This window comes from Actinomadura madurae (assembly GCF_900115095.1).
In the GTDB taxonomy this organism is placed as follows: Bacteria; Actinomycetota; Actinomycetes; order Streptosporangiales; family Streptosporangiaceae; genus Spirillospora; species Spirillospora madurae.
Genome location: NZ_FOVH01000031.1, coordinates 39,384 through 54,441, shown reverse-complemented (window position 1 = coordinate 54,441; position 15,058 = coordinate 39,384). Strand labels below are relative to the sequence as shown.

At 70.4% G+C, this 15,058-nt stretch carries 20 protein-coding genes; 12 read left to right on the top strand and 8 right to left on the bottom strand.

Annotation, left to right across the window (positions count from 1 at the left end; all coding sequences use genetic code 11):
* Window positions 1–9: 9 nt before the first annotated feature.
* Both BM339_RS45670 and BM339_RS45665 read right to left on the bottom strand, forming a co-directional pair.
* Window positions 10–669 carry a response regulator transcription factor gene (locus BM339_RS45670; RefSeq protein WP_024935958.1) on the bottom strand — a complete coding sequence of 220 codons (660 nt, stop codon included), beginning with the start codon at window positions 667–669 and terminating at the stop codon, window positions 10–12.
* Window positions 657–1,904, bottom strand: coding sequence for a sensor histidine kinase (locus BM339_RS45665; RefSeq protein ID WP_075024903.1), 1,248 nt, complete (start codon window positions 1,902–1,904; stop codon window positions 657–659). Before BM339_RS45665 ends, BM339_RS45670 begins: the two co-directional genes overlap by 13 nt.
* Before the next feature lie 59 nt (window positions 1,905–1,963).
* Between BM339_RS45665 and BM339_RS45660 the strand changes: the two genes are divergently transcribed.
* From BM339_RS45660 to BM339_RS45645, 4 genes are read left to right on the top strand one after another with little or no spacing between them, the layout of a single operon-like run.
* Entirely contained in the window at window positions 1,964–2,281 is a 318-nt protein-coding gene (locus tag BM339_RS45660) for a hypothetical protein (protein WP_143118861.1), read from the top strand.
* 56 nt (window positions 2,282–2,337) lie between these two features.
* Window positions 2,338–2,934 (top strand): sulfite oxidase-like oxidoreductase, encoded by a 597-nt coding sequence (locus tag BM339_RS45655; RefSeq protein ID WP_075024902.1) that lies wholly within the window; start codon window positions 2,338–2,340, stop codon window positions 2,932–2,934.
* The gene (locus BM339_RS45650; protein ID WP_021592149.1) at window positions 2,904–3,614 is read left to right on the top strand and encodes a ferredoxin reductase; all 711 of its coding nucleotides are present in this window, start codon (window positions 2,904–2,906) and stop codon (window positions 3,612–3,614) included. The genes BM339_RS45655 and BM339_RS45650 overlap by 31 nt, the downstream gene beginning before the upstream one ends.
* Window positions 3,615–3,626: 12 nt before the next feature.
* Window positions 3,627–3,932 carry a DUF6510 family protein gene (locus BM339_RS45645; protein ID WP_052357751.1) on the top strand — a complete coding sequence of 102 codons (306 nt, stop codon included), beginning with the start codon at window positions 3,627–3,629 and terminating at the stop codon, window positions 3,930–3,932.
* 11 nt (window positions 3,933–3,943) lie between these two features.
* On the opposite strand, the gene BM339_RS45640 is transcribed toward BM339_RS45645, so the two are convergent.
* Entirely contained in the window at window positions 3,944–4,996 is a 1,053-nt protein-coding gene (locus BM339_RS45640) for an NAD(P)-dependent alcohol dehydrogenase (RefSeq protein WP_075024901.1), read from the bottom strand.
* Window positions 4,997–5,090: 94 nt separating this feature from the next.
* Here BM339_RS45640 and BM339_RS52405 point away from each other — a divergent pair, with 94 nt between their 5' ends.
* Complete coding sequence (locus tag BM339_RS52405) at window positions 5,091–5,669, top strand: TetR/AcrR family transcriptional regulator (protein WP_021592152.1); 579 nt, start codon at window positions 5,091–5,093, stop codon at window positions 5,667–5,669.
* Between the two features lie 108 nt (window positions 5,670–5,777).
* Here the strand turns inward: BM339_RS52405 and BM339_RS45630 are convergent, their stop codons facing one another.
* Window positions 5,778–6,290: an alpha-ketoglutarate-dependent dioxygenase AlkB gene (locus BM339_RS45630; RefSeq protein ID WP_218163939.1), complete on the bottom strand. Its 513-nt coding sequence runs from the start codon at window positions 6,288–6,290 to the stop codon at window positions 5,778–5,780.
* 238 nt (window positions 6,291–6,528) lie between these two features.
* Here BM339_RS45630 and BM339_RS45625 point away from each other — a divergent pair, with 238 nt between their 5' ends.
* Window positions 6,529–7,707: a lactonase family protein gene (locus tag BM339_RS45625; protein WP_075024899.1), complete on the top strand. Its 1,179-nt coding sequence runs from the start codon at window positions 6,529–6,531 to the stop codon at window positions 7,705–7,707.
* Between the two features lie 253 nt (window positions 7,708–7,960).
* On the opposite strand, the gene BM339_RS45620 is transcribed toward BM339_RS45625, so the two are convergent.
* Complete coding sequence (locus BM339_RS45620) at window positions 7,961–8,455, bottom strand: winged helix-turn-helix transcriptional regulator (protein ID WP_075024898.1); 495 nt, start codon at window positions 8,453–8,455, stop codon at window positions 7,961–7,963.
* Window positions 8,456–8,559: 104 nt separating this feature from the next.
* Between BM339_RS45620 and BM339_RS45615 the strand changes: the two genes are divergently transcribed.
* The 3 genes from BM339_RS45615 (at window position 8,560) to BM339_RS45605 (ending at window position 11,904) form a co-directional block, all read left to right on the top strand.
* On the top strand, window positions 8,560–9,999 hold the full coding sequence (locus BM339_RS45615) for an MFS transporter (RefSeq protein WP_075024897.1): 1,440 nt from the start codon (window positions 8,560–8,562) through the stop codon (window positions 9,997–9,999).
* 195 nt (window positions 10,000–10,194) lie between these two features.
* Complete coding sequence (locus BM339_RS45610; RefSeq protein WP_143118860.1) at window positions 10,195–11,028, top strand: alpha/beta fold hydrolase; 834 nt, start codon at window positions 10,195–10,197, stop codon at window positions 11,026–11,028.
* Window positions 11,029–11,061: 33 nt separating this feature from the next.
* Window positions 11,062–11,904, top strand: coding sequence for an alpha/beta hydrolase (locus tag BM339_RS45605; RefSeq protein WP_075024895.1), 843 nt, complete (start codon window positions 11,062–11,064; stop codon window positions 11,902–11,904).
* A 15-nt stretch (window positions 11,905–11,919) separates the two neighbouring features.
* On the opposite strand, the gene BM339_RS45600 is transcribed toward BM339_RS45605, so the two are convergent.
* Both BM339_RS45600 and BM339_RS45595 read right to left on the bottom strand, forming a co-directional pair.
* Complete coding sequence (locus tag BM339_RS45600; protein WP_075024894.1) at window positions 11,920–12,687, bottom strand: class I SAM-dependent methyltransferase; 768 nt, start codon at window positions 12,685–12,687, stop codon at window positions 11,920–11,922.
* 153 nt (window positions 12,688–12,840) lie between these two features.
* Window positions 12,841–13,239 (bottom strand): ATP-binding protein, encoded by a 399-nt coding sequence (locus BM339_RS45595; protein WP_083598564.1) that lies wholly within the window; start codon window positions 13,237–13,239, stop codon window positions 12,841–12,843.
* Window positions 13,240–13,380: 141 nt separating this feature from the next.
* Here BM339_RS45595 and BM339_RS45590 point away from each other — a divergent pair, with 141 nt between their 5' ends.
* Genes BM339_RS45590 through BM339_RS45580 form a run of 3 tightly spaced genes read left to right on the top strand, consistent with a single transcriptional unit; the run spans window position 13,381 to window position 14,622 of the window.
* The gene (locus BM339_RS45590; protein WP_075024893.1) at window positions 13,381–14,190 is read left to right on the top strand and encodes a helix-turn-helix domain-containing protein; all 810 of its coding nucleotides are present in this window, start codon (window positions 13,381–13,383) and stop codon (window positions 14,188–14,190) included.
* A complete protein-coding gene (locus BM339_RS45585) occupies window positions 14,181–14,381 on the top strand; it encodes a DUF397 domain-containing protein (RefSeq protein ID WP_075024892.1) in 201 nt (66 codons plus the stop codon). Before BM339_RS45590 ends, BM339_RS45585 begins: the two co-directional genes overlap by 10 nt.
* Window positions 14,382–14,433: 52 nt before the next feature.
* On the top strand, window positions 14,434–14,622 hold the full coding sequence (locus tag BM339_RS45580) for a DUF397 domain-containing protein (protein ID WP_075024891.1): 189 nt from the start codon (window positions 14,434–14,436) through the stop codon (window positions 14,620–14,622).
* 238 nt (window positions 14,623–14,860) lie between these two features.
* On the opposite strand, the gene BM339_RS52150 is transcribed toward BM339_RS45580, so the two are convergent.
* Window positions 14,861–14,983: a hypothetical protein gene (locus BM339_RS52150; RefSeq protein WP_256255859.1), complete on the bottom strand. Its 123-nt coding sequence runs from the start codon at window positions 14,981–14,983 to the stop codon at window positions 14,861–14,863.
* Window positions 14,984–15,058: the final 75 nt, after the last annotated feature.

Here is a 15,058-nt window from a genome sequence, read left to right as displayed (position 1 = left end):
CCGCGGGCGTCAGGCGTGCCCCTGGGTCTCCTCCAGGTAGCGCAGGACGGCGGCGACCCGCCGGTCCGCGCGGTCGGTGGGCGCCAGGTCGAGCTTCGCGAAGATGTTCCGGATGTGCTTGTGGACGGCCCCCTCCGTCACGACGAGCCGTTCGGCGATCGCGGTGTTGCCGAGCCCTTCGGCCATCAGGGCGAGGACGTCGCGCTCCCGGGCCGTCAGCCGCTCCAGCGCGCTGTCGTGCCGGGTGCGGGTGAGCAGCTGCGTGACGACGTCGGGGTCGATGGCCGTCCCGCCGCCGGCGACGCGGTGCAGGGCGTCCAGGAACTGCTCGACGCGGCCGACCCGCTCCTTGAGCAGGTAGCCGAGCCGTTCGGCGCCGGCGGTCAGCAGCTCGGTGGCGAACGACTGCTCGACGTAGGCGGACAGGACGAGCACGGCCAGCCCGGGATGGCGGCGCCGCGCCTCCACCGCCGCCTTGATCCCCTCGTCGGTGTGGGTGGGCGGCATGCGGACGTCGACGATCGCGACGTCCGGCTCGTGGTCGTCGACGGCCTTCAGGAAAGACTCGGGGTCCTCGGTGGTGGCGACCACGTCGAGGTCCTCGGCGCGCAGCAGCAGCGCGACGCCCTCGCGCAGCAGGAAGTCGTCGTCGGCGATCACAATCCGCATGGCAGCTCCACCTGTACTGTCGTCGGCCCACCGGGTGGGCTGGTCACGGCGAGGGTGCCGTCGTGCGCCTCGATCCGGCTGCGGATGCCGGTGAGCCCGGACCCGGCGCCCGCGTCCGCGCCGCCGACCCCGTCATCGTCCACCCGCACGACCAGCCGGTCGCCCTTGAGGCGCACGGCCACGGACGCGTGCCGCGCCCGGCTGTGCTTGGAGATGTTGGTGAGCGCCTCGGCCGTCACGAAATAGGCGGTGGCCTCGACGGACGCGGCGCAGCGGCCCGGCAGGTCGACGTCGACCTCGCAGGGGACGGCGCAGTCGGCGGCGAGCCCGGCGAGGGCGCCCTCCAGGCCCCGGCCCTCCAGGACGGGCGGCAGGATGCTGCGCACGACCGTCCGCAGCTCGGCCAGCGCCTGCTCGGCGACGTCCTGCGCCTGCCCGATCAGCTCGTCGGCCTTGGCCGGGTCGCGGGCCAGCGCGCGGCGGGTCGCGCCGAGCAGGACGGTGACGGCGACCAGCCGGTTCTGCGCGCCGTCGTGCAGCGAACGCTCGATGCGCCGCAGTTCCGTCGCGTGCGCGTCCAGCGCCGCCGCCCGGGTCGCGGACAGCTGCGCGATCCGCAGGGACAGGTCGGCATCGGCGTCGGGTGTGAGGAGCCGCCGGCCCGGCCACGCCTGCAGCCGGGCCAGTCCGGGCCCGACGATCACGAAGACGACGCCCAGGACGACGCCGAGGACCCCGACGGCCAGCGCGGTGGCCTCGTTGTGCACGTCCCAGAACACGAAGGTCGGCTCGGCCGACTCCCGGGGCAGCACCCGCCACCATGCCGGATAGGTCACGTACTGGAGGGCGTTCACCGACAGCAGCACCCCGGCGCCGCCGGTGAGCAGGCCGAGCGTCGCGTGCACCGGCAGCCACAGCAGCTCGCGCCGGACGGACGGGTCGCCGAGGGCGGGACGCAGCGCGGCGGGCGCGGGCCCCGGCCCGAGGATCTCCGGCCCGGACCGCGACAGCCGCCCCCGCTCCCGGTCGGCCACGGCCCGGACGGCGCGCGGCACGGTCGCCGCCAGCGGCAGGCCCACGACCAGGGCGCACAGCAGGGCGACGATGACGAGCCACATCAGCACGGCGAACGCCAGCAGGGCCGTCCCGAGGCCGCCGACCAGGCGCTCGACCGCTTCGAGCAGGGCGCGCGCCCGTCCCCGCCCGGCGGCCCGTCCACGATTCTTCACGGGCATGCCACCTCCAACGCCCGCGACACTAGGGCGGCGTGCTGATCTCCGTCCCGTGATCGGACGTGAAGTACAGCCTGCTGTACCAAGGAAGACACGCCCGCTGGATCGTCTCCCGCCGTCGCCGTTCCTACCGTGATCAGTGTCGATCGGACCTCTTCACGAAGGAGCATGACATGACGAACACCGGCGGCGTTCCGGCCACCCAGCGCGACGGCGGAATCCTGCGCCCGATTCTGTGGGCGGTGCTGGCGATCGGCGTGGTGGGCAACATCTGCTTCTCCGGCGCCGGCCTGCCGATGGCAGGAAACATCGCGTTCAGCACGGTCAGCCTGGTCGGCACGGTCGGCCTGATCGTCCACCATTACCGGACCCGCCGCTGAGCGCCCTCGCCCGGCCGTGGGTACACCAGGTGGGGTGAGCACGGAAGGAGGCTGTGATGGGAATCGTCTCACGCGGGTTTCACGGCCGGCGGCGCGAGTCCGCCGAACTGCCGCCCGGACAGTACCTGACCGAGGACTTCCCGGTGCTCTCGGCCGGCCCGACCCCGCGGATCTCGCGGGACGACTGGGAGTTCACCGTCACCACGGAGACCGGGCAGCGGCACCGGTGGACATGGCGCGAACTGCTCGACCTGCCGTCCGAGGCACCGCATGTGGACATCCACTGCGTCACCAAATGGTCCAAGCTGGGCACGGACTGGCAGGGGGTCTCGCTGGACGTCCTGCTGGCCGATGTCGAGACCGCGGCCGACTTCGCGCTCGTGTCGTCCTACGGCGGGTACACCACGAACCTCCCGCTGGAGGACCTGCTGGACGGGCAGGCCTGGATCGTCCACGGCTTCGACGGTGACGATCTCGCGCCGGAGCACGGGGGCCCGGCGCGACTGCTCGTGCCGCACCTGTACTTCTGGAAGTCGGCGAAATGGGTGCGCGGCATCGACCTGCTCACCGAGAACGAGCCCGGCTTCTGGGAGACCGCCGGCTACCACGACTACGGGGACCCATGGCGCGAGCAGCGGTACCAGGGCGACTGACCTGGCGCGTCGCGCGGCTCGCCGAGTCCCGCGCCGAGACGGCGACGGCCCGCACGCTGGTCTTCGACGTGCCCGACTGGCCGGGGCATCTGGCCGGTCAGCACGTCGACGTCCGGCTGACGGCCGATGACGGGTACACCGCGCAGCGCAGCTACTCGCTCTCCGCACCCGACCGGGTCGAGTTGACCGTCCAGCGGATAGCGGACGGCGAGGTCTCCCCCTACCTCGCCGACGTGCTCGACATCGGCGACGCGGTCGAGCTTCGCGGCCCGGTCGGCGGCTGGTTCGTGTGGCGGCCGGGCACGGGACGTCCCGTCCTGCTGGTCGCGGGCGGCTCCGGCGTCGCACCGCTGATGGCCATGATCCGGGCCCGCCGCCGCGCCGGGGACGGCACCCCGTTCCGGCTGCTGTACTCAACGCGCACGCCCGGCGATGTGTACTACGCCGACGAGCTGCGGCGCCCCGACCCCTTTCTGGACGTCACCCACGTCTACACCCGGGAGGCCCCGGACGGCTGGCCGCGCCCGCCGGGCCGCCTGACCCCGTCCGACCTGGACGGCGGCCCCGCCGACCCGGACTGCTTCATCTGCGGGCCGACCGCCTTCGTGGAGGCGGCCGCCGACCTCCTCGTCGACCGCGGCCACGACCCCCGGCGCATCAAGACCGAACGGTTCGGCTGAGCGGAGGCAGACATGACCGTGCCCCATCGAGACTCCCCGGGCGCACCCGCCCCGGTGGACGGCAACGCGCTCGCCGGCCCGCTGGGCGAAGTGTTCGCCGTGGACGTCACCGCGGCCATCGGCCGCTGCGCCAACTGCGGCCTGACCGGCCCGGTCGCCGCGCTGCGCGTCTACGACCGGGCGCCCGGCATGGTCGCCCGCTGCCCCGGCTGCGACCACGTCGTCCTACGCCTCGTCCGAACCCCGGACGCCGCCTGGCTGGACCTGACCGGCGCGGTCTCCCTACACATCCAGCTTCCGCCCGCCGAAGCGACGTAGCCCTCAAGCATTCAGGACGCGGACCGGTCGAGGTCGGACAGGTCCAGCACGAACCGGTAACGGACGTCGCCCCGGTCCAGACGTTCCAGCGCCTCCTGGACGCGCGACGAGGGGAGCACCTCGACGTCCGCGGCGATGCCGTGCTCGGCGCAGAAGGCGAGCATCTCCGCCGTTTCCCGGCGGCCGCCCGTGCCCGACGAGGACAGCTTCTTGCGGCCGATGGCCAGCTCCATGATCCGCACCGATGTCGGCATGGGGTAGCCGAGCACGGACAGCGTGCCGTCCAGTCCCACCATACTCAGCAGCGGAGAGAGGTCGTGCGCGGCCGAGACGGTGTCCAGGACGAGGTCGAACCGCCCCCGCGCCTGCCGCGCCCGCGCCTCGTCGGTGGTCAGGAGCAGGTCCGCGGCTCCGAGCCCGCGAGCGTCGGCGGCCTTGCCGGGGATGCGGCTGAGCACGGTGACCTCGGCGCCGAGAGCGGCGGCCAGCTTCACCCCGAGGTGCCCCAGCCCGCCCAGTCCGGCCACGGCGACCCGGCTGCCCGGTCCGACCCCGGCCGCCCGCATCGGCTCCCACATGCTGATCCCGGCGCACATCAGCGGCGCGGCGGCGGCCGGGTCGAGCCCGCCGGGCAGCCGATAGGCGAACTTCTCGCGCAGGACGTACTCGCGGCTGTACCCGCCTCGCGTCTTCGTCCCGTCGACACGGTCGGTCCCGCCGTAGGTGGAGACGGGGCCTTCGTAGCAGTAGTTCTCCTGCCCCACCTGGCACATCGGGCAGGTTCCGCAGGAGTCGACGAGGGTCCCGACCGCGACCCGGTCACCGGGCGCCAAGCCGGTCACCGCGGTACCGGCGGCGGTGACCGTGCCGGTGAACTCGTGGCCGGGGACCACCGCGCCCTCACCGAGCATGCCGCGGATCCTGTGCAGGTCGCTGTGGCAGACGCCGCAGTAGTCGACGCGCACCGCGATGTCGTCGTCGCGCAGATCCCGGCGTTCGATCGCGACCCGCTCCAGGACGGTCGAGCCGTCGTCGACGCTCTGCCAAGCGGTGGTGGGACGCATGCTTCCTCCAAAGACAGACTATTCGGTCTGTTTCGACCGTAGCCTGATCCGGACGCAGAAACAAACCAACTAGTCTGTCTGCTACAGTGGTCCCGTGCCCGAACTGCCGACGACGACGCGCGGCGCCGCGACGAGCCGGCGCATCCTCGACGCGGCCGCCGAGGAGTTCGCGGAGCGCGGCATCGCCGGCGCCCGGATCGACCGCATCATCGCCGCGGCGCGCACCAACAAGGCCCAGCTCTACGGCTACTTCGGCAGCAAGGACGGCCTGTTCGACGCGGTGATCGCCGACCGCGCCGACCGCCTGATGAGCGCCGTCCCGATCGACGCGAACGACCTCCCCGGCTGGGCCGTCGGGATGTACGACGAGAACGTGCGCCACCCCGAGCTGGTCCGCCTCATGGCCTGGCTGCGACTGGAACGGCGCTCCCAGGGCCGGCTGTCCGACGCTTCGGACCACGAGCCGAAGATCGCCGCCATCACCCGCGCCCAGACGGAAGGCCGGATACGCGAGGGCGACCCGTCCGACCTGATCGCCATGGTCGTCGCCATGGCCTGCGCCTGGTCACCGGTCAGCGGCGTCCACGTCGCCACCTCGGACGAGCCGACCGCCGATCACGACCGCCGCCGCGCGCTCCTGCGCGACTGCGTCGCCCGCGCCCTGACCCCATGACCGCTCGTCCTCCCCGGACGCCACACCTCCCTCTCGCCCCCTACGCCGAAGCCCCCGGGGTCGTCGACCTGGCGGTCGCCGGCATGCTCCTCATGGAGCTGTGACCTGCTACAACACCGTCCGCAGAGTTACCGACACGCGTCGGCCGCGGGGCACCCGTCCGTCCGGGCCCGGGTCGGACTTGCGCGCCGGGATGGCGTGCCGCCAGGTGAACCGTGCCGGGCCGGTCATCACGCACAGGCTGCCGGGTTCGAGGCGCACCGGCACGCGCGTCTTGTCCTGCGGGTGGGTGAACTCCATGACGCACCCCGACAGCAGGCTCACCGAGGCGACGACCGGCCCGAAGGCGGGCACGCGGTCGACGTGGGCGCTGATGCCCTGACCGGGCAGGTACTCGTTCACGATCACCTGGTCGGCGGGCCGCTCGAAGTGCCCCTCCTCGTGCAGCCGCCGGACCAGCGCCATCGCCCAGCCGGGAAGCGGCGGGGCCGGGGCGCCGCCCACCCCGCGGCTGCCGTAGTCGTAGCGGTGCCCGTAATGCTGGACGCGCCGCCGCAACTGCGACGACCAGGGCGCGGCATCGACCTCCGCCACCACCCGCCGCTGACCGTCCTCGTCCAACCATCGATCAACGCACACAAGCCCCGGCACCATTCTCGAAAATATATTCGACCATTACCGGCCCGGTCCAGGCTGCCGTGGGAGATCCAGTGGCCCGGCCCGAACCGGACGTGCACCTTTCAATTCTTGAACCGATTCTGCGCGCGGTACGTGGGTGGTGTGACGGCGCCGTCGACGTGCGTCGGCTCGATGAACACACAGGGGAGGTTCCATCATGCGACGACTCGCTCGTGATCGGGTGGCGATCGACGCGGCCATCGGCCTGCTCACCGCCGCGGCCGTGGTCGCGCCCTTATCCGAGGCCGGACCGGCTGACGCGGCAGCCGATCCGAGCCGGGCGACCGAGAACCGGAGCGCCGCGTCCCCTGGCGGGCGCACGGCCTACGTGACGAACAGCGCGAACGTCGGCGGCACCGCCAATGTCACTCGCTTCTCGATCGGCGCGACCGGCGCCCTGACACCGGTCGACGCGGTGGCGCTGGGCGACCGCGGCGGGGCGCGCAGTATGGTCTTCACCCCCGACCTGCGATTCGCCTACCTGGCGAACACCCGGGTCGACCGGGTGGTGAGGTTCCGGATCGGGCCCGGCGGCGCGCTCGAACGCCTCGGTGAGGTCGAGACCCCGGGGCCGTTCGCGATGGCGATCGCCCCGGACGGAAAGACGATCTATGTCAGCAACGCGGGCACCCGCATGCTGTCGCCGTTCACGGTCGGGAGAGGGGGCGAACTCAAGCCGCTGCGCTCGGTGGACACTGGGGCGGAGGTCGCCAAGGGAGTCTCCGTGACGCCCGACGGCCGCTTCGTGTACGTCAGCCACGGCTCGCCAAGCGACACCACGCCGACCGTGATGACCGGCTTCGCCCTGCGATCGAACGGCTCCGTGGGACGCGAGGTCGCACGGAAGAAGATCGGGATCTCCGGCGCGGAGACCGTCATCACCCCGGACGGCCGGTTTGTTTACGTCGTGAACCAGGGCTCGAACAACGTGCACGGATTCCGCATCGGCGTCGACGGCGCGCTCACCCCCGTGCCGAACTCACCCGTCGACGGCGGCGACTTCCCGGAGGGCGCCGGAATAAGCCCGGACGGACGCGGACTGTACGTCGCTGCGGTCGGCGTCGAGGGGAACGACCCGGATGCGCGCGCGGGCCAGGTGCTGAGTTTCACGATCGGCGACGACGGGAGGCTCACCGAAAAGCCTCGGCGCGTCACGATGGCGAGTCCGATCGGCATCGGGTTCTCGGCGGACGGGCGCCACCTGTACGTCAGCGATTACACCGAGAGCATCGTCAACGCGTTCGCGGTAGCGCCGGACGGCACTCTCGACCTCATCCAGACGGCTGCCTCGAATGGCCCGCGCCCTGCCTTCCACTCGATCAACGTGCTGCCCTCGCGCGGGACTGCCTCCGCGCGATAGGCCATCAGAGCATGCCGGCCTCTGGGCTTCTCCCGCTGACGCAAGTGCACGCACAGCGGACCCCAACCGCGGTGAGCACGGTCCTGCGGGCGGCCGTCCAGACCGCCGTCCAGACCCGTACTGAACACGCCGCTGGCTGACCACTCCCACAAGCTACTCACCTCCCTCAACGCGGGACCGCACGGCGGCCTGTCCTTCACCAATCCATATCAAGGGACACCGGAAGACGTGTGACGTGTCCGGCCGGGGTGGGTCAGGGCCTGGTGGGGAGGACGGTGCGGGCGATGGCGGCACGTTCGGCGGCTTCGCGTTCGGCGGCGGCCTTCTCGGCGGCGGCGCGCCTGTCGTAGGCGGAACGGGCCGCGGCGATGGCGTTCTGGTGCTCTTCCGTCCAGACGACGAGGGCGCGGATGGTGCTGTGCAGGGTCGCGCCCATGGGCGTCAGCTCGTAGTCCACGCGCGGCGGGACGGTCGGGTGCACGGTCCGGCTCACCAGGCCGTCGCGTTCCAGGTGCCGCAGGGTCCGGGCCAGCATCCGCTGGCTGACCCCGTCGATCGCGCGGCGGAGCTCGGTGAACCGCAGGCTGCGCTTGTCGAGCAGCGCGATGACGAGGAGCGACCACTTGTCGGCGACGCGGTCGAGGATCTGCCGCACCTCGCAGTCGGCGCGCTGGTCCCACTGGAGAACGTCCTCGTCGAGGTCGGTATCCCCGCAGTAACCGGGGGACTCGAAAGTTCCGTCTTCCATGGTCACCGATGGTGCCTGACGATGCTGTCGGTTACAAGAGGGAACCGGCAGGCACTCGGGGAACCATCCCGGGGCCGGTTCCCGATGGAGAGGGTCGGGCACCGATGTCCAATTCCGTCACCGGACCCGCCGGTGGGTCATCCCACCTGACGGGCCGCTCGCTGGGTCTGCTGCTGGTCCTGTGCGGCGCGATCTTCCTGGAGGGGATCGACGTGGCGATGCTGAACGTGGCACTGCCGTCGATCCGCGCCGACCTGGGCCTGTCCACCGGGATGCTCAGCGGCGTCGTCAGCGCCTACGTGCTCGGCTACGGCGGGTTCATGCTCCTGGGCGGACGCGCCGCCGACCTGCTGGGCCACCGCCGGATGTTCGTGCTGTGGCTCGTCGTCTTCCTGGTCTTCTCCGGGTTCGGCGGGCTCGCCACCGAGGGCTGGATGCTGCTGGCCGCCCGGTTCGTCACGGGCGTCGCGGCCGCGTTCATGGCACCCGCCGGGCTGGCACTGATCACGTCCAACTTCCCGGAGGGGCCCGCGCGCACCAGGGCACTCGGCGTCTACGCGGGGACGGCGGCGGGCGGCTACTCGTTCGGCGTGGTCGCGGGCGGCGCGCTCACCTCGCTCGGCTGGCGCTGGGTGTTCTTCGCACCGGTCATCCTGTCGGCGCTGATCCTGGTGGCGGCCCTGGCACTCGTCCGCGACACGGGCGGCGCACGTCCCTCGGGGGGCTTCGACCTGGCGGGGGCCTTCACCATCACCGGAGCGATGCTGCTCCTGGCGTACGGGGTGGTGCGGCTGGAGCATCCCGGCGACGGCACCGGCCTGACCGCCGGAGTGTTCGCCGGCGGGCTGGCCCTGCTGGGGCTGTTCCTCGCGGTCGAGCGGCGATCTTCGTCACCGCTGCTGCGGCTCGGGATCCTCCGCTCGGCGCCGCTGGTGCGCGTCAACGTGGCCGCGCTGCTGTTCCTGGCCGCGTTCGCGGGCTTCCAGTTCCTGGCGACCCTGTACTTCCAGGAGTTGCGCGGCTGGAGCGCGATGCAGACCGGCCTGGCCCTGCTGGTGATCAGCATCGACGCCGTCCTCGCGCCCGTCCTGACACCGCGCCTGGTGAACCGCTTCGGCAACATCCGCGTCCTGTTCTGCGGCCTCACGCTCGCGGCGGTCGCGTACGCGCTGTTCCTGCCCCTCGGGATCGACTGGGCCTATGCCGCCATGCTCCCGGCGCTGATCCTGCTCGGGCTGGCGTTCTCCCTGGCGTACGGGCCGCTCACCATGGCCGCCACCGACGGCGTCGCCGAGGACGAGCACGGCCTGGCGGGCGGCCTGCTCTACACCTCCATCCAGTTCGGCACGGCGCTCGGCCTGTCGACCGTCACCGCCGTCAGCGTCTCGGCGGGCTCGGGACTGGACGCCCTGCGCACCGCACTGGTCGTGCCCGTGACGGCGTCCGCGCTCGGCGCCGTCGTCATCGCCTTCGGCCTCCGAAGCCCGCGGCGGCCCGGCGACCCGATCCAGGAGCCCCGGGCCGAGGCCGCGACCACCGTCTGACGGGCAAAGAAGAATTCGCCGTCCGTCATCCGAGCCTTTCCGAACTTAAGGTTACGAGTTTCCGCGCAGGGGGGAGGGAGTTACGGGTTTGGTGTGGCGAGTTGCGAACTCCGGACGGGGCCGAGGTGTGCTACGGACTCGGACGAGACCGGCGGTGTCCCCGTATCGACCCGCCTTTCGCAGGGAGCAGATGCCATGAGCACGATCAAAACGCGCGACGGTACAGAGATCTACTACAAGGATTGGGGAAAGGGCCCGGTCGTCACGTTCTCTCACGGCTGGCCGTTGAGTTCTGATGCGTGGGACGGCCAGATGCTGTTCCTCGTCCAGCACGGCTACCGGGTGATCGCGCACGACCGGCGCGGGCACGGCCGGTCCAGCCAGGGCTCCACGGGAAACGACATGGACGGGTACGCCGACGATCTGGCCGCGTTGATCGAGGCGCTCAACCTCGACGATGTGACGCTGGTGGGCCACTCCACCGGAGGCGGCGAGGTCGCCCGCTACATCGGCCGGCACGGCACGAGCCGGGTCGCCAAGGCGGTCCTGATCGCCGCCGTGCCCCCGATCATGGTGAAGACCGCGGACAATCCCGAGGGCCTGCCGATCGAGGTGTTCGACAAGATGCGCGAGGACCTCGTCAACGATCGTTCGCAGTTCTACAAGGATCTGGCCGTCCAGTTCTACGGCGCCAACCGACCCGGCGCCACCGTCTCCCAGGGCGTGCTCGACCAGTTCTGGATGTGGAGCATGCAAGCGGGTCTCATCAACGCCTACGAGAGCATCAAGGCGTTCTCCGAGACCGACTTCCACGACGACCTCGCCAAGTTCGACGTGCCGACGCTGGTGCTGCACGGCGAGGACGACCAGATCGTCCCGGTCAAGGACTCGGCGGTCAAATCGGCCCGGCTGATCAAGGGCGCCAAGGACGTCTATTACCCCGGGGCCCCTCACGGGCTGACCGCCACCCTCCAGGACCGGGTCAACGCAGAACTGCTGACCTTCCTGCAAAACGGCGCCGAGGCCTGATTCGAGACCGGTCGGATACGAAGGAGGCGCGCTATGGCGTCCATTTCCGAAAGAGAGAACCGGGAGATCGAGGCGGCCAACGCCTCGGGCAAGACACCGGTCGTCTTCATCCACGGCCTCTGGCTGCTGCCGAGCAGCTGGGACAAGTGGGCGGACTTCTTCGAGCAGGCCGGCTACGCGCCGCTGACGCCGGACTGGCCGGACGATCCGGAGACAGTGGAAGAGGCTCGGGCGAATCCGGATGTCCTCGCCAAGAAGACCTTGAAGCAGATCGCCGACCACACCAGGGAGGTCGTCAACGCCTTGGACAGGAAGCCGGTGCTGGTAGGGCACTCGACCGGCGGCCTGCTGGCGGAGATGCTCGCGGGGGAGGGCCTCTCGGCGACCACGGTCGCCATCGACCCCGGGATCTTCCGCGGTGTTCTGCCGCTGCCGGCCTCCGTGCTCCGAGGTGTCGGCCCCTTCCTGATCGACCCGCGCACGCGGGGCCGTGCGATCACGCTCACGTTCGACCAGTTCGTCTACGGCTGGGCGAACGCGCTGGACGAGGAGGAGGCGCGGAACCTCTACGACACCTTCCACGTCGCCGGTTCCGGGATGGCGCTCATGCAGATGGGCAACGCGAACCTCAACCCGTGGACGGAGGCGAAGGCGGACACGAGGAACCCCGACCGCGGTCCCCTGCTGATCATCGACGGGGAGAAGGACCACACGGTGCCCTGGGCGATCGCGAACGCCGCCTACAAGCGGCAGAAGCACAATCCCGCCGTGACGGAGATCGTGAAGATGCCGGACCGAGGCCACTCCCTCACCATCGACCACGCCTGGCCCGAGGTAGCCCAGACCACCCTCGACTTCGTCGAGCGCTGCGCCTGAAGGGCCGAAGTCTGGTTAGCGCGGCTTCCGCGCCTCGAACAAGGTGCGGGTGCTGTGCGCCACGAAAGGCCCTTCCGCCACGATCTGCTCGTGCAGCTCCTTGAGCTGGGGAAGGTAAGCCGCCACCGTGAAGCCCGGCACCATCCAGATCACCTTGCGCAGGAAGTGGACGACCGCTCCGACGTCGTAGAACTCCATCCGCAACCGTTCCGTTCGCACGTCTACGACCTCCAGCCCGGCAGCGTCCGCCCGCGTCCGCTCCAGATCCGGGTGGCGGCTGTTCCTGGTCTCCTCCGGCTGCGGGCCGCGGAAGTACTCGACGAGCTCGAAGACGCTCGCCGGGCCGACATGCTGGGCGAAGTACGTCCCACCAGGACGCAGGACGCGCGCGATCTCCTCGAAGTAGGGCTTCACGGGATGCCGGCTGACCACCAGGTCGAACGCATCGTCCGCGAACGGCAACGGCGGCTCCTCCGGTGCGGCGACCACGACCGTACCGAGCGGGTGCAGCAGAGCCGTGGCCTTGGCGACGTTGGGCGGCCAAGCCTCGGTCGCCACACACAGCGGCGGCCGCTCGGGCACGCCGGCGAGCACTTCACCCCCACCGGTCTGGATGTCCAGCGCGGCACTGGCCGAGGCCATGCGCTCCCCCATCGACCGCTGATACCCCCAAGAGGGCCGCGCCTCGGTGGCCCGCCCCTCGAACCACGAGAAGTCCCACCCCTCGGTAGGGACGGCCTCAGCCTCCGCGACCAACTCCTCAAACGAACGCACGTCACCCATGCCCCCAGAGTCCCAGGGTGGTGAGGCCCCTCCCACAGGTTTTCGAGCTCCAGCCGACCACGTGGCCGCACCCTCCCCCCACCATCTGCTGACCCGCGCGACCCTCGGTCGGCCACCCGACCCACCGGCGGCAGGGCAGCCCGCCGCCGGTCTTCAAACTGGGTTGAGGACGGCGAAGACGACCTTGCCGACGTTGCCCGCCAGCGGCCGGACACCCCAGCACCGGCAGAACTGATCCACGATGAACAGCCCCCGCCCCGCCTCGCTGATCGTGTCGGACTCCTGCATGTGCGGCAGGTCGCAGGTGGCGTCCTGAACCTCCATCCACAGCGCACCGTCCTCGGTCCGCCCCAGCCGGAACCGCACATCCTCATCCGACGCCGACGCATACCGCAGGGCATTGGTGACCAGCTCACTCGCCACCAGGCACGGGACGAAGTCGTCCATGCCCCACCGCCCGATCACCAGCCGCACGAACCGCCGCACCTCCGCGACGACCTTGAGGTCCTGCTTCACCACCATCTCGTCCTCGCCCTCTGCCGCCTCGCCCACGATCTCTCCTCACCATGTGTGTTCGACGCCACACGTTTAGCAAGGTTCCGGGGTATCTTGGTGTTACCAAGAACCTCTGGTGACTTCTGGCGACAGGCAGCTCTTCCAGGCGAGATACCGAGGAGAGGAAACTCCGCGCTAATGTCCCCACGACCCCAACGCCCCAAGGAGTCGCCCGCCCTTGTCGCTTTCGGTGGCCAGATGCGCCGGATGCGCGAGGCCAAGGGAATCACCCAGCAGTCCATCGCTGATCACACCAACATCAGCAAGGCTCAGGTGAGCCGCATCGAGAACGGCACCCGGCGCGCCACCAGGCCGTTCGTGGAGCAGGTGGACCGAATCCTCAGAGGCGACGGGGCACTGATCAAACTCTGGGAGGACCTGAACAGGAACGGTCACCCGGTCCCGATCTGGTTCGACTGGCCCAAAATTGAGGCGGACGCGGCGTCGTTAGTCTCCTGGGAGCCGATGCTGATCGCGGGCCTCGTTCAGACCCCTGGTTACGCCTCAGCTCTGCTTCGCGGCAACGCAGAAGCCGTAGAAGCACGGCTCAACCGCCAGGAGATTCTCACAGAGCCCAAGGGACATGTCCCACCGGCCCTGGTGCTCCTGATCGATGAACAGGCACTGCGTCGCCCGGTCGGCTCGCCCGAGACGGTGAGGGAGCAACTGGAACACCTGGTGGACTTGAGCTTGTTGCCCCACATCACGGTTCAAGTAGTGTTAGAAAGCGGCGAGCACGACGGCAACATGGGCGCGTTCACCATCGCCACGATGGACGATCGAAGTGAGGTCGCGTATATCGAGACGGCGATTCACGCCATCACAACCGACGACCCCACGGACTTGTCCGTGCTGACGCGTACTCTCATCGCCCTTCGTTCACGGGCACTCACCGAGGAGATGTCACGCGAGCTGATCAGAAAGGTGGTCCAAGAAAGATGGACCTGAAGAACATCAGGTGGCGCAGGAGCAGTTACACCGGCTCCAACGGCGGCAACTGCGTCGAGCTGGCAGACGCGACCGGGACGACGGCGCGCGCAGTAGCGGTCCGAGACAGCAAAGACCCAGACGGCCCCATCCTCCTACTGACCCGCGCGGCCCTGCGAACGTCCATCCAGTCCATTACCGCCACACACTGACCGCCCGCCACCAACCGCTCCGCCGTCCCCAAGCAGGAAGGTGGTTAAAGAGATGGACCTGATGAACGCCAAGTGGCGCAAGAGCAGCCGCAGCGGCGAGAACGGCGGCGACTGCGTCGAGCTGGCGAAGGTGGCCGGTGCGGTAGCGGTGCGAGACAGCAAGGACCCGCACGGCCCCATCCTCCTACAAACCCGCGCGGCCCTGCGGACGGCCGTGCAGTCCGCCGCCCGGACGCACTGAGCCCGCCCCCTCGCCGTGGCGACGAGGAAGGCCGCCAAGGGCCGCGTGCTGGTTTCCTCGCCACCGCGGCGCCGCGCAGGCGGACGACGAAACCGCGCCCCACACACGCACGCGGCCGTGGTCGCCGTCCCGTCCAGCACCGCCATGGCTGCGTACGGCGCCATCGCCCTCGGCCGTGGCACCCTACGCGTTGGCTCATGACAGCATCCGCAGGTCACGCGCAGCCCCAGCGTTTCGGTCAGCTCAGTGCCGGGGAAGCGCTCATGCCGTGGCTGACGAGCAGCCCGTCCAGGTAGCCGAGCGCCAGGCCAGCGTCGGCGGCGAGCCGCCGCCGACGCTGATCGATGTGTCGCGTGCCCAACCGATCGACCTCATCGCCGGCGCCCAGCGCGGGTCCCGCGCGGCCGGGTGGGCCTCCTGGTTGTACGGGTTGGTC

What these genes read in the sequence shown, in the direction of transcription:
- BM339_RS45670 (WP_024935958.1), bottom strand. Translation starts at nt 669, where the DNA reads ATGCGGATTGTGATCGCCGACGACGACTTCCTGCTGCGCGAGGGCGTC.
- BM339_RS45665 (WP_075024903.1), bottom strand. Translation starts at nt 1,904, where the DNA reads ATGCCCGTGAAGAATCGTGGACGGGCCGCCGGGCGGGGACGGGCGCGC.
- BM339_RS45655 (WP_075024902.1), top strand. Translation starts at nt 2,338, where the DNA reads ATGGGAATCGTCTCACGCGGGTTTCACGGCCGGCGGCGCGAGTCCGCC.
- BM339_RS45650 (WP_021592149.1), top strand. Translation starts at nt 2,904, where the DNA reads ATGGCGCGAGCAGCGGTACCAGGGCGACTGACCTGGCGCGTCGCGCGG.
- BM339_RS45645 (WP_052357751.1), top strand. Translation starts at nt 3,627, where the DNA reads ATGACCGTGCCCCATCGAGACTCCCCGGGCGCACCCGCCCCGGTGGAC.
- BM339_RS45640 (WP_075024901.1), bottom strand. Translation starts at nt 4,996, where the DNA reads ATGCGTCCCACCACCGCTTGGCAGAGCGTCGACGACGGCTCGACCGTC.
- BM339_RS45620 (WP_075024898.1), bottom strand. Translation starts at nt 8,455, where the DNA reads ATGGAAGACGGAACTTTCGAGTCCCCCGGTTACTGCGGGGATACCGAC.
- BM339_RS45615 (WP_075024897.1), top strand. Translation starts at nt 8,560, where the DNA reads ATGTCCAATTCCGTCACCGGACCCGCCGGTGGGTCATCCCACCTGACG.
- BM339_RS45610 (WP_143118860.1), top strand. Translation starts at nt 10,195, where the DNA reads ATGAGCACGATCAAAACGCGCGACGGTACAGAGATCTACTACAAGGAT.
- BM339_RS45605 (WP_075024895.1), top strand. Translation starts at nt 11,062, where the DNA reads ATGGCGTCCATTTCCGAAAGAGAGAACCGGGAGATCGAGGCGGCCAAC.
- BM339_RS45600 (WP_075024894.1), bottom strand. Translation starts at nt 12,687, where the DNA reads ATGGGTGACGTGCGTTCGTTTGAGGAGTTGGTCGCGGAGGCTGAGGCC.
- BM339_RS45590 (WP_075024893.1), top strand. Translation starts at nt 13,381, where the DNA reads ATGTCCCCACGACCCCAACGCCCCAAGGAGTCGCCCGCCCTTGTCGCT.
- BM339_RS45585 (WP_075024892.1), top strand. Translation starts at nt 14,181, where the DNA reads ATGGACCTGAAGAACATCAGGTGGCGCAGGAGCAGTTACACCGGCTCC.
- BM339_RS45580 (WP_075024891.1), top strand. Translation starts at nt 14,434, where the DNA reads ATGGACCTGATGAACGCCAAGTGGCGCAAGAGCAGCCGCAGCGGCGAG.